The following is a 12,923-nucleotide window of genomic DNA, read 5'->3' on the forward strand; positions in this document are numbered from 1 at the left end:
CTGGACAATAGATCAGGCGCGATTGTAGTAAGTTCGTCGCTTACAAATCTGTTTAATATACTATACTTTTTGAACCTATTTGTCAATGGATAAACCCATTAAACAACCGGCTCAGCCTTCTTAACTTTCAACTCAATTTCACCTTTTTTAGCACCAACTAAAACAGTGTCATGTGCATTAACTTCGCCTGATAATAAAAGCTCACTTAATTTGTCTTCTACTTGTTTTTGTAATTCACGACGTAAAGGACGTGCACCATATTCAATACTAAAACCTTTTTCTGAAATGGCATCAAGGGCCGCACTGCTGAATTTCAAAGCAATATCTTGTTCTTTTAGGCGATTAGTTATCGTCTTAGCCATAATCTTAACAACTTGTCTTAATTGTGTCTTTTCAAGTTTCTTAAAGACAACTACTTCATCAATTCGGTTAATAAACTCTGGTTTAAAGAACTTCTTCACTTCTTCATTAATAGCAGCTTGCATAGCCGCATAGTTATCAGAAACACTTTGAGCGCCAAAACCAACATTTTTTTCTTCTTGTAGTTTTGTTGCTCCTAAGTTAGAAGTCATGATAATAATTGTATTTCTGAAATCGACCTTGCGACCTTTAGCATCTGTTAAGAAACCATCATCTAATACTTGTAACAAGATATTAAATACATCAGGGTGAGCTTTTTCAACTTCATCTAGAAGTAATACTGAGTATGGGTGATTACGAACTTTTTCAGTTAATTGACCACCTTCTTCATAACCTACATATCCCGGTGCTGATCCTACAAGTTTTGAAGTACTATATTGTTCCATAAACTCAGACATATCAACTCTAATCATGTCATCTTCTGAACCAAACACTTCTGTAGCCAATGTTTTGGCTAATTCAGTCTTACCAACTCCAGTAGGTCCAAGGAATAGAAATGATCCGATTGGACGATTAGGATCTTTGATACCACTACGAGCTCGGCGAATTGAACGTGAAACCACATCAACAGCTTCATCTTGTCCAACAACTCTTTTGTGAAGAGAGTTCTCAAGATTAATTAGACGTTCACTTTCTTTTTTACTCATTTGTTCAACGGGTACACCCGTCCATTGTGAGACTACTTGTGCAATATCTTCCTCACTAACAACAACATTCTCATTAATGCCATTGGCGTTGCGATCGTTCATCTTATCAAATTTTAATTGTAATTTCTTTTCTTCTTGACGATATGTAGCTGCTGCTGTGAAATCTTGATTTTCTAAAGCAGCATTCTTTTCAGCAATTTTTGCTTTAAGTTCATCTTCAATTTTTTGAACTCGATTAGCTTTTGAGCCACTCGCAGCACTAATACGTACCTTAGCTGCTGCTTCATCAACAAGGTCAATAGCCTTATCAGGCAAGAAACGATTAGTTAAGTATCTTGATGATAAATCAACCGCAGCTTTTAGAGCTTCATCAGAAATTGAAATGCGATGGAAATTCTCATAATTAGTCTTTAATCCTTCAAGTATCTTGAATGTATCATCTTTAGTTGGCTCTTCAACTCGAACTGTCGCAAAACGACGTTCTAATGCGGCATCTTTTTCAATATATTTTTGATATTCATCAAGTGTTGTTGCACCAATTAATTGCAATTCACCACGAGCTAGAGCTGGTTTCAAGATATTTGAAGCATCAATTGCTCCTTCAGCCCCACCAGCTCCAACTAAAGTATGTAGTTCATCGATGAAGAGGATTACTTCTCCGTCCATATAAACTTCACTAATGATTTTTTTGAGGCGATCTTCAAACTCACCACGATATTTTGTCCCAGCAACTAGAGATCCCATATCAAGCATCATCAATCGTTTGTTTTGCATGTCAATTGGAACTTCTTTTTTAACAATTGCTTGAGCTAAGCCTTCTACAATCGCTGTCTTACCAACACCAGGTTCACCAACAAGTACTGGATTATTCTTAGTGCGTCGACTAAGGATTTGAATTGTGCGCTTCACTTCTTGTTGACGACCCACCACAGGATCAGTCTGATCGATAGCTGCAATTTCCGTTAAATCTCTTGCTAATGAATCAAGCGTTGGTGTTGTTGCTTCACCATCTTGATTAGACACTTCTTGAATCGCTTTTTTGAATTGGGCACTATTACGATTACGTTTAGAAAGTCCCATTTCATTGAAGAGATGTTCTTTTAGTTTAGCTACACTTATTCCAAGGTTCAAAAGAATGCGATTAGCAATCGAATCACTGTTTGTTAATAAAGCTAACAACAAATGCTCTGTTCCGATTTCATTAGCTTGCATGAAATCAGCTTGTTCTTGAGCTTTTTGTAAAAGCATACGTGTCTTAGCTGAAAAAGGTAGTTCAACATTGCGAGCAACCTTGGCATCTTTCATACCGTAACCAGTTAAGCTCTCAACTTCTTCTTCGATATCAGTAGCTAAAACAGACATATCACGTAGAACAATCCCTGCAATTCCTTCGTTCTCAAATGATAATCCCAAAAGAATATGTTCGGTTCCTACTGCATTGTGGCGGAACTTCTTAGCCGATTGTTGCGCAATTGCTAAAACATTTTTTGCACTATTAGAAAATTCGTTAATCATTAATTGCCTCACTTGTTTATTATAGGTAGATTATACCAATTAGTTACAACAGTATAAAACTTATTAATAGAAATTCAAAATAAAAAGAGTCCCGGTATCGGGACTCAAGATTTTTCTCTAACTTTTTAATTATTAAAATAATTTACTGCTCTTAAATTTTTAATTGTTAACATTACAATTAAACTTAAAATGTACAATCCTGAAATAAAGAACATTACCATTGTTGTTGAATAGTTATCTAATATCCAACCAATTATTAGACTAGAAAATCCACCTAAACAACGTCCGGTATTCATAATAACGTTGTTTGCAGTTGCGCGAACTTCTGTGGGATACATACGACTAACTATGGCACCGTATCCGGCAAACATTCCATTTGAAAAATAACCTACCGCAGCTCCTACAATCAACAGTGAAGTCATATTTGTTGGTAGCGTTAGCCAAAATACTCCTAAAGCTGAAGCAACTAAGAAAACTCCAAAAGCAACACGTGGTCCAATCTTATCTAATATCCAACCAAACGTTAACATACCTAGAGACATTCCAAAGATAGTTGATAACATCCAACTAGATGATCCGGCCACCGTTAAGTTCAATTGTTTTTGCATAATTGTTGGCAACCAATTCATCAGCCCAAAGTATCCAGCGATTTGAACAACAGCCATAATCATCAAAGCTACAGTTTGATAGGCCAATGCCTTAGTTTTGAATAACGTTTTGATTTGACCTTTTTGTTTTTTATCAGCTTTGAAAGTCTTATTTTCAACCAAATTGTTTCTGATAAAGAACGTAATTAATACTGGCAATAATCCAAACAAGAATAATACATGCCATCCATATCTTGGCAAAATCAAAGTTGCCAATAACGCTGCAAAGATTGCCCCAATTTGTCCAGCAATACCAACATACGATGATACTTTACCCAATTGCATCTTAGGAAAACTCTCAGCTAGCACCGTCATTCCGATACCATATTCACCACCGGCTCCAATACCCGCAATAAATCGACATAGATATATTGCCACTAAACTATTAGCAAAAGCCATGGCTGCAGTTGCTAATGCGAAGATAAAAATTGTATATGTAAATACTTTAATTCTTCCAATTCTGTCCGCTAAGACACCAAAAAAGACGCCACCTAACAACATTCCAATATTAGTAACCGTTGCTATTGATCCAGCTTGCATACTACTTAAGTTAAATTGTGCGATGATAGATGATAGAGCAAAGGACAAAAACATAACGTCCATATTCTCTAATCCAAATCCCGCAGTAGTAGAAGCAACCACCTTAGCTTGGTATCCTGATATCCGATGTTGGCTGTGCGCCGTCGTCATAGATTTCATATTCAATTTCCCTCCAAAAAAGATGCTCTCTGTCATCTGTTATTTTAGTTCCATATTAGGTTATCATAATAAACCCATAGGATTCAATGGATATCATCAATATAATTCAATAAATATTTGTAATTTGATTTAATCTCTCAACCACGCTTAAAATAAAAAAGTTAGTAAGTCTTAAAAGACTTACTAACTTTTACTTTATTATATTTTCTTACGTTCTGATTAAGCGGGTGACGAGAATCGAACTCGCGACAACAGCTTGGAAGGCTGTGGTTTTACCACTAAACTACACCTGCGTTACTATTTAAGTGTAAAACAAGATAACTTATTCGGCAATAGTTTTTTATACATTAAGTCATATAAATAATATTGTCCAAATAAAAAATCCCGGTTCTTTAACCAGGATTTTTTTACTTGAATTATTCTTTACTAAAACCTACTAAAATTTTAGCTTGTGATTTGTCATTAGTTAATGCTTCAAATCCATCTTCTACGATTGCATCTAGTTCAATCTCTTTAGTTATTACAGGTTCTACTTGTAGTTTCCCACTTGTTATCCAATCAACAGTCTTTTGGAATGTTTCTCTTGAATAAGCAATTGTGGTAGTCATCTTAACTCCAGAATTCATCAATTGCATTGGGTTAAATGATATAGGTTTTGCAAAAATTGAGATTATTGTCATAGTTCCTCTAGGTCTAGTTGAATCAATTGCTTGTTCAAATGTTGGTTGGACTCCAGCAACTTCAAATGATTCATCTACTCCATTAGGAACAATCTTTTTAATCTGTTCAACAGCATCCCCATCTTTAGGATTAACTATATGTGTAGCTCCCATTGCCATAGCTTTTTCTAATCTTACTTCAGATAGATCTACAACAATTATTTCTTTTGCTCCTTGAGCTTTAGCGGCAGCAACTGTCAAAACTCCAATTGGTCCAGAACCAAAGATGGCTACAGAGTCACCAGGTTGAACATTACCTTCTTTGATTGCTTGCATAGCTACAGCTGTTGGTTCAATTGTAGCTGCCAATTTCAAAGAAAAATCTTCAGGTAATATATACAAATTATCTTCAGGTACGTTTACAAAATCTGTAAATCCACCATCACAGCTTAATCCAATAAAACTATAACCATCATAAACATCAACATCATCAGGACTATTTCTTCTAGTTATTGTTGGATTAATTGAAACATGGTCGCCCACTTTGAATTTTGTAACATCTGATCCTATTTTTTCAATAACCCCAGAGAACTCATGTCCCATTGTTAATGGAGCTAATCCTCCTGTTAATTCATCGGGTTTTTCTACAGGAATAAAAACAGGACCTTCTTGATATTCATGCAAATCACTTCCACAAATTCCAGTCCAAGCAACTCTCACTACTACTTCGTTGTCTTTCATTGGTTTCAATTCAACATCGTCAACTCTAACGTCTTTAACTCCATGCCAAACAGCTGCTTTCATAGTAATCCCTCCAAAAATAATATTATAGTAACCGCTTACATGATTATAATATTCTTAAAATTGATTCATTACAATATGCTAATGATAATATTTTTCAAAAATAAAAAACATAAGGAATAATCCTTATGTTTTTTATTCTTTATTGCGTAATAAGTTTATTAAATTCATTATATTCAGAATTTATTTTTTCAAAATTTCTCGAATAAGTGTGTAGATACCCATTCAGAATAACCTTATTTAATTTTAAAAATTCTTCATAGATCTCATTTATTTTATTATCATTCGTATGCATTTCTAATTCTGATAGTTCTTTATGAGCTTCGATTAAAAATGTTCCCGCTACAGAAACATCTTCAGAATTTATTGCATCTTTTACCAAATTATCAATAATTTCAATTTTATTATTTACTGATTTTTTATCAATTTCTTTCATAATTATATTCCTCACCCAAACATAGTTAGTGATATCCATAATCCACATAACGTTACAAATAGAACGGGAATAGTTATTGTTATTCCAATTTTAAAATAAGTTCCCCATGGAATTTTGACATTTTTTTGTTCCAAAACATGTAACCAAACTAATGTAGCTAATGAACCAATTGGTGTAATCTTAGGTCCCAAATCAGAACCAATTACATTAGCATAAACCAATGTTTCTTTAATAATTCCAGAAACATTAGCACCGTCAATCGAAAGCGCATTTATCATAACAGTTGGCATATTATTCATAACTGAAGATAATCCTGCAGCAATGAATCCCATTCCCATAGTTGTAGCAAATCTACCTGATTCAGCTAATTTGTTAATGACTCCTGATAATACTTGAGTTAATCCAACATTTTGAAGACCGTAAACAACAATGTACATTCCTATTGAAAATACCACGATTGTCCATGGTGCGCCTTTGACTATTTCCTTAGTATTAACTGCTTCACTCTTAGAAGCACTAATTAGGAATAATCCGGCAATAGTTAACGCAATAAATGATACTGGTATACCAAGGAAGCCGCTACTGAAATATCCAATTAGTAATGTTCCCAGAACAATCCATGATATTTTAAATAATCTTTTATCTTTAATTGCTGATTCTGGATCTGGCACTGCACTGATATCATAACGTTTTGGAATAGACTTCCCGAAATAAATATATAGTATGGAAATACTTGCAACTAATGAGAACAAGTTAGGAATTATCATCTTAAGAGCATACTCAGAAAAAGTAATGTTAAAGAAGTCTGCAGAAACTATGTTCACCAAGTTGCTAACTACTAACGGCAGGGATGTGGCATCCGCAATGAATCCACTTGCGATAATGAATGGAAAAATTTTCTTCTCATCAAACTTAAGAGCTCTTACCATTGCCAATACTATCGGTGTCAAAATCAAGGCAGCTCCATCATTTGCAAACAATGCTGCGACTATTGATCCCAAAATTGAGATCAGTACAAACATTTTTATACCGCTACCATTTGCAAAACGTGCCATATTTAATGCTGCCCATTCAAAGAATCCAATTGAATCTAAAATCAAGGAGATTAAGATGATGGCCACAAAAGAAAGGGTCGCATTCCAAACCATTCCGGTTACGGTACCAATATCAGCAAAACTAACAATTCCAAATAGTAATGCTAGTATTGCTCCTCCTGTTGCTGACCATCCTATTGATAGTCCTTTAGGTTGCCAAATAACAAATATCAATGTTACTAAGAAAATTAAGGTTGCTAAAATAATTTGCATAATTCATTCTATTCTTTCATTTTTTTATATGTTTAAATGTGATTTTTCAAAGTCTGGTTCCCAAGGCATAACTGCAAAATGATTATCAGATATCTCTTTTACTTTTTGTATCCATTCAACTTCATTTTGAGCTCTTGCTTGTAATTCAGCATTTGTAGTATTAGTTGCTAACATACTTTGATTAACCACCCACCAAGTATGAGCCATTGATGCTCTGTTCAAATCTTCATTCAATCTAGTAGACTCATAAACCGGTGTTGTTTCAGGTAGTGTTACCATAATGATTTCAGTTTGTTTAGGATCTTGTAGTTTTGGTAATAAATCAACGATTGCTTGTGGTACAGCACCTGATGATCTTTGCACTTCTTTGGCATAGCTTTGTGTTGAGTCTAATAACAACAATGTATGACCAGTAGGTGCAGTATCAATAACTACGACATCACTATCATCTTGTGCCACGATTTCAGCAAAAGATCTAAATACAGCAATTTCTTGTGTACAAGGAGATTTCAAATCTTCTTCTATGTAGTCAACATCATCTGAATTCATTGTTTGCTTAGCTTCACTCAATACTTCATCTTGATAATCTTTCAAAACCTGTTTTTCATCTATATGACTAACTGTCAACTTCGAGTCATCAGTTTTGAAGAAATTCAAGTGATTAGCAGGATCAGTAGTAGCCAAATGTACAGTCTTTCCTTTATTAATAAGGCCCTTAGCTATTTGAACTGCAACTGTTGTTTTACCAACGCCACCTTTACCCATGGTGAAAATGATCTTTTTATCAGATTCAACTAAATTATTAACAATCATATCTAATGATTCATAGTTATTTTTTTCAACTTCTTTTAGTTGAATTTCTGGTTGCTCATCTTGCAATACCAAATTCAACTTATCAATTCCGACTACATTGTAAGGTCTCAACGGAACTTCAAAAGTAGTTATCTGTTTCAAAATTTCTGGCATATTTTTCAAGTCATTTTGTTGTTGATCAAATATAGCTTGAGAAGCCACATCATTAGGATTCTTAAGTGTACCGTTAATTATTAGGTTTTGATTATTAATACCTGTTTCTGATAATTCAGATACCGCTCTTGCGGCTTCGATTAATGAAGCTCTTTGTGGACGTGAAACCATCATCATCGTAGTCTTTTCTGGATCATTTAATGTCTTCACTGCTTTTTCATACATTACTTTTTTCTCGCCCATTCCAGCAAGTTGGCCCAAACAATTAGGACCAGAATTATTCTCATCCAAATATTCGTTCCAAGCTGAAGGAAGTTCAAGCATTCTTAATGAATGACCTGTTGGCGCTGTATCAAAAATTATATAATCGAATTCTTTATCAATTTTTTCATCAGTTAAGAAATTCGCAAACTCATTAAAAGATGCAATTTCTACAGTACAAGAACCTGAAAGTTGTTCTTCCATATTTTCAATTGCCGATTTTGGCAAAGTATCTCGATATGGAGCTACTACACTTTCTTTATACTCAGCTGCTGCTACCACCGGGTCAAAATTAGCAGCATATAGTCCTGGCACTTCCTTAATTTCTGTAGGTTTATTAGTTAATTCAGTTTTAAAAACATCTTGCAAGTTACTTGCTGGATCAGTCGATGCAATCATAACCTTGTATCCACTATTAGCTAATGTTATAGCAGTAGCACTGGCGGTTGTTGTTTTACCAACACCACCTTTACCAGTGAAGAATAGATAATGTGTTAATTCAATCTCATTTGGATAATACTTTTTCATAGTAAATTCCTTCCTCGATATATAGATAAGTATCTATGTATAGTTTAAAAAATATAGCCATTAGATTACTAATGGCTAATATTTAATTAACCGCAACAATCACTATCTTTACTTGGCGCTTCAACAAAGACTAACCCAGTATATTTTGATAGTTCTTCAAGAGTTGGATAATTTTCTTTTTTAACAATTTTACCGTCAACAACAGTTATTGGTAGAACTTTATCTGCATCATCTTTTATTTCATCAAGAATTAGCTTGTTATCAGTAAATGCGTCTGGCGTTTGGCTTAAGTTGTATCTATTAGCCTCAATATCAGTTGAGTTTTCTAGATTTTTAAAAACAGAAGTAATCATTAATAATTCGCTATCAACACTTGGTCCACAAACTCCTGTTGAACAACACATAGCTGATTCATATATTTCAATAGTTTTCATTAGTTACGCCTCTCTTTTACAAAAATTAGTTGCCTTAGTTGCACCATTACCATTAAGTAATGATGTTGTTTCCTGTTTAAAATCTTCAATAAATGATTCGTTCAAAGTATAGTGTTGCCACTTACTCTCTTTTCTCGAAACAACAATTCCTGCAGTTTGAAGAACTTTCATATGATGAGATAACGTTGGTTGTGAAAAACTAAAATGTTCTAGAATATCACAGGCACATTTTTCACCATTAGAAAGCATATCAATAATTTCTAAACGGCTAGGATCAGCCATAGCTTTGATAACTTTTGCATAATTTTCATAGTTCATAAATTCATTCTCCATCATATAGATAATCATCTATATGTTTAATATAAGTTTACATTAATACTTTGTCAAGAAACGTTTTGTAATTAAATAAAAAAACACTTTAGACATCAAATGTCTAAAGTGTTTTCTGTAATGCCGACTAGAGGATTCGAACCTCCGACCCCCTGTTTACAAGACAGGTGCTCTGCCAGCTGAGCTAAGTCGGCATATTAATACGGGTGAAAGGACTTGAACCTTCACGTCCAAAAGACACTAGAACCTAAATCTAGCGCGTCTGCCAATTCCGCCACACCCGCATGTATTCAATTTTTCTTCACTGCACTCTTGTGCAATGAGCCGTGGCAGGTTCGAACTGCCGACCCTCTGATTAAAAGTCAGATGCTCTACCGGCTGAGCTAACGGCTCAATGGAGGATACAGGGCTCGAACCTGTGACCCTCTGCTTGTAAGGCAGATGCTCTCCCAGCTGAGCTAATCCTCCATAAGCTACTTAAATATGTAACCTAAATATTCTACCAATTTGCCACAATAACGTCAACGACATTTTATAAACTTCTGTGTAAATAAAAATATCCAAGGCATTTTATACCTTGGATATTTTCTTATTTATTAATCTTCTTTATGTTCCGGTCTCATTGTTGGGAATAATAAGACATCACGAATTGATGCAGCATCAGTTAATAGCATAACTAAGCGGTCAATTCCGATTCCTAATCCACCAGTTGGTGGCATTCCGTATTCAAGAGCTTCGATAAAGTCTTCGTCAATTCCTTCAGCTTCATCATTACCAGCATCACGTTCAGAAGCTTGTGCTTCAAAACGTTCACGTTGATCAATTGGATCATTTAACTCAGTAAAGGCATTAGCATATTCATTACCTAAAATGAATAATTCAAAACGATCTGTGAAACGAGCATCTTCAGCATTTTTCTTAGCTAATGGTGACACGTCAACTGGATGTCCATAAATAAATGTTGGTTCTTTGATTGTTTCTTCAACGAAGGTTTCAAAGAATTCATTAATAATATGGCCAACTTGCCAATATGATTCATATTTCACATGTTTTTCATCAGCTAGTTTACGCGCTTCTTCTAAAGTCATTTCTTGCCAGAAATCAATACCAGTAACTTCTTTAATTGCATCAACCATATGCACTCTAGCAAATGGTTTGCTCAAGTCAACTGGTTCACCTTGATAAGTGATTTGTTGAGTACCCAATGCTTCTTGGGCAGCATGTTGGAAGATAGCTTCTGTTTCATTCATAACATCATTGAAATCAAAATAAGCAGCATAAGTTTCAAGTGAAGTGAATTCTGGATTATGGTAAGTATCTACCCCTTCATTTCGGAATAAACGGCCAATTTCATATACACGTTCCATTCCACCAACGATTAATCTCTTCAAATGAAGTTCAAGAGCAATACGCATATACATATCAATATCTAAAGCATTGTGATGAGTGATAAATGGTTTTGCAGAAGCTCCACCAACTTGTGAATTCAATACAGGTGTTTCTACTTCTAAGAATCCTTGCCCATCAAGATAACGACGTACTGCAGAAATGATTTTTGTTCGTTTAGCGAAACGATCGTAACTATCATCATTAGTAATTAAATCAAGATATCTTTGACGATAACGTTGTTCGATATTTGTTAATCCATGGAACTTATCTGGCAACGGACGTAACGCTTTTGATAGTAGAGTAATGTGTGTAACCTTTAGAGTCAACTCACCCATATCTGTCTTCATCACATCACCTTCAAAGCCCATGATGTCACCTAAGTCTGAGCGTTTGAAGATGTAATAGTTTTCTTCACCAACAACATCTTTACGTACATATATCTGCATACGACCAGTACGATCTTTAATGTCAGCAAAACCAACTTTACCCTTACCACGTTTAGTCATCATTCGACCGGCAATAACGGTTTTTACTTCTTGATTATCTAATTCTTCTTTTTCAACATTTTCATATTTTTCATGAAGTTCTTGAGCAGTTGCTTTTGGTTCAAAGCGTGATCCAAAGGGATCAATACCTGAGTCTTGAAGCTCAGTAAGCTTTTCTCGCCTAGCTCGCAGTTGATCATTCATTTGTCTTTCTTCGCCTGTTAACTTAGCCAAAATAATTCTCCTTTATTTAGTCACAATTGTAGGTGATTCTTTTTCCATTTTTTCTAGTTTTTCAATGAAGTCATCTAATATATCAAAGACTTCTTTTTTAGTATCTACTTGCATAACAGCAGCACGTGTTCTTGCGGCTCTTGGAATGCCTTTAAGATAATAAGCAGCTTGTTGTCTAAATTCTGGAACTGCTACATGTTCACCTTTTAATTCGATTAATCTATCTAATTGAATTTTTGCAGTTTGAATTTTTTCAGATGGTGTTGGTTCACTAATTATTTCACCAGTTTCTAAATAATGATTCATTGCATCTAAACGCCATAGATTACCTAAAGCTGCACGTCCAACCATCACTGCGTCAGCACCAACTTCTTCAATCATAACCTTAGCATCTTCTGGAGTCTTGATATCACCATTACCCATGAATGGAATAGTTAATTGTTGGGCAACTTGATGTAATATATCCCAGTCTGCGTGACCTGTATACATTTGTTTACGTGTACGACCATGCATAGCTAATGCACTAGCACCAGCTTTTTCAGCAGCAATAGCATTCTCAACAGCTAGAATATGATCAGAATCCCAACCAGTTCTCATTTTTACAGTAACTGGTTTATCAATTGAAGATGTTACAGCATCAACCATTTCATATACTTTATCAGGATCCAATAACCAGCGAGCTCCTGCGTCTGTCTTAACAATTTTGTTAACAGGACAACCCATATTGATATCAATGATATCTGCTTCTGTATTTTCAGCAACAAATTGAGCGGCTTGTACTAAAGTATCTTTAGTTCCACCAAAAATTTGAATACTTACAGGGTGTTCTTTTGGATCAACAAATAACATGTTTAAAGTTTTCTTGTTTCGGTACATAATTCCACGATCGCTGATCATTTCACATACAACCAAACCTGCCCCAAATTCACGAGCAGTCATACGAAAAGCTGAGTTAGTAATCCCCGCCATTGGTGCAACAACTACTTGATTTGGTATTGTTACATCACCAATTTTCCATTCCATTATATATTATCTCCAAAAATTTTTTATCCGATTAATGATAGCAAAGAACACACCCTAATTGCAAGCTAGAGAACCAATGAACTCTTCTTTAATACACTTAAATAAAAAAACTAATAAGTAAAATTACTCATTAGTTTTTTGT

The 12,923-nt window shown here is 34.8% G+C and carries 10 protein-coding genes and 5 tRNA genes; all 15 read right to left on the reverse strand.

Translation table 11 applies throughout. The annotated features are described in order from the left end of the window. Window positions 1-98: 98 nt before the first annotated feature. Window positions 99-2,582, reverse strand: coding sequence for an ATP-dependent Clp protease ATP-binding subunit (locus RD055328_RS00985; protein WP_244086967.1), 2,484 nt, complete (start codon window positions 2,580-2,582; stop codon window positions 99-101). 125 nt (window positions 2,583-2,707) lie between these two features. After that, a complete protein-coding gene (locus tag RD055328_RS00990) occupies window positions 2,708-3,928 on the reverse strand; it encodes an MFS transporter (protein ID WP_244086968.1) in 1,221 nt (406 codons plus the stop codon). Window positions 3,929-4,150: 222 nt separating this feature from the next. Continuing rightward, window positions 4,151-4,221 (reverse strand) — tRNA-Gly (locus RD055328_RS00995). Between the two features lie 123 nt (window positions 4,222-4,344). Further along, a complete protein-coding gene (locus RD055328_RS01000; protein WP_244086969.1) occupies window positions 4,345-5,391 on the reverse strand; it encodes a 2,3-butanediol dehydrogenase in 1,047 nt (348 codons plus the stop codon). A 139-nt stretch (window positions 5,392-5,530) separates the two neighbouring features. After that, window positions 5,531-5,824, reverse strand: a complete 294-nt coding sequence (locus RD055328_RS01005; protein ID WP_244086970.1) for a hypothetical protein — start codon at window positions 5,822-5,824, stop codon at window positions 5,531-5,533. An 11-nt stretch (window positions 5,825-5,835) separates the two neighbouring features. After that, complete coding sequence (locus RD055328_RS01010) at window positions 5,836-7,125, reverse strand: arsenic transporter (protein ID WP_244087147.1); 1,290 nt, start codon at window positions 7,123-7,125, stop codon at window positions 5,836-5,838. A gap of 30 nt (window positions 7,126-7,155) precedes the next feature. Next, window positions 7,156-8,886, reverse strand: coding sequence for an arsenical pump-driving ATPase (gene arsA, locus RD055328_RS01015; RefSeq protein WP_244086971.1), 1,731 nt, complete (start codon window positions 8,884-8,886; stop codon window positions 7,156-7,158). Between the two features lie 86 nt (window positions 8,887-8,972). Next, window positions 8,973-9,320, reverse strand: a complete 348-nt coding sequence (gene arsD, locus RD055328_RS01020) for an arsenite efflux transporter metallochaperone ArsD (RefSeq protein WP_244086972.1) — start codon at window positions 9,318-9,320, stop codon at window positions 8,973-8,975. 3 nt (window positions 9,321-9,323) lie between these two features. Next, window positions 9,324-9,638, reverse strand: a complete 315-nt coding sequence (locus RD055328_RS01025) for a helix-turn-helix transcriptional regulator (RefSeq protein ID WP_244086973.1) — start codon at window positions 9,636-9,638, stop codon at window positions 9,324-9,326. 133 nt (window positions 9,639-9,771) lie between these two features. Then, a tRNA-Thr gene (locus RD055328_RS01030) sits at window positions 9,772-9,844 on the reverse strand. A gap of 7 nt (window positions 9,845-9,851) precedes the next feature. Further along, window positions 9,852-9,934: transfer RNA gene (locus tag RD055328_RS01035), tRNA-Leu, on the reverse strand. A gap of 36 nt (window positions 9,935-9,970) precedes the next feature. After that, a tRNA-Lys gene (locus tag RD055328_RS01040) sits at window positions 9,971-10,043 on the reverse strand. A 2-nt stretch (window positions 10,044-10,045) separates the two neighbouring features. Beyond that, window positions 10,046-10,118: transfer RNA gene (locus tag RD055328_RS01045), tRNA-Val, on the reverse strand. Between the two features lie 128 nt (window positions 10,119-10,246). Next, entirely contained in the window at window positions 10,247-11,728 is a 1,482-nt protein-coding gene (gene lysS / locus RD055328_RS01050) for a lysine--tRNA ligase (RefSeq protein WP_244087148.1), read from the reverse strand. 42 nt (window positions 11,729-11,770) lie between these two features. Then, window positions 11,771-12,781, reverse strand: a complete 1,011-nt coding sequence (gene dusB / locus RD055328_RS01055) for a tRNA dihydrouridine synthase DusB (RefSeq protein ID WP_244086974.1) — start codon at window positions 12,779-12,781, stop codon at window positions 11,771-11,773. Window positions 12,782-12,923: the final 142 nt, after the last annotated feature.

Source organism: Companilactobacillus sp. RD055328, from assembly GCF_022835675.1.
Lineage (GTDB): Bacteria > Bacillota > Bacilli > Lactobacillales > Lactobacillaceae > BQUT01.

Coding starts and splice junctions, on each gene's coding strand:
- RD055328_RS00985 (WP_244086967.1), bottom strand. CDS start 2,582: ATGATTAACGAATTTTCTAATAGTGCAAAAAATGTTTTAGCAATTGCG.
- RD055328_RS00990 (WP_244086968.1), bottom strand. CDS start 3,928: ATGAAATCTATGACGACGGCGCACAGCCAACATCGGATATCAGGATAC.
- RD055328_RS01000 (WP_244086969.1), bottom strand. CDS start 5,391: ATGAAAGCAGCTGTTTGGCATGGAGTTAAAGACGTTAGAGTTGACGAT.
- RD055328_RS01005 (WP_244086970.1), bottom strand. CDS start 5,824: ATGAAAGAAATTGATAAAAAATCAGTAAATAATAAAATTGAAATTATT.
- arsA (WP_244086971.1), bottom strand. CDS start 8,886: ATGAAAAAGTATTATCCAAATGAGATTGAATTAACACATTATCTATTC.
- arsD (WP_244086972.1), bottom strand. CDS start 9,320: ATGAAAACTATTGAAATATATGAATCAGCTATGTGTTGTTCAACAGGA.
- RD055328_RS01025 (WP_244086973.1), bottom strand. CDS start 9,638: ATGAACTATGAAAATTATGCAAAAGTTATCAAAGCTATGGCTGATCCT.
- lysS (WP_244087148.1), bottom strand. CDS start 11,728: ATGAATGATCAACTGCGAGCTAGGCGAGAAAAGCTTACTGAGCTTCAA.
- dusB (WP_244086974.1), bottom strand. CDS start 12,781: ATGGAATGGAAAATTGGTGATGTAACAATACCAAATCAAGTAGTTGTT.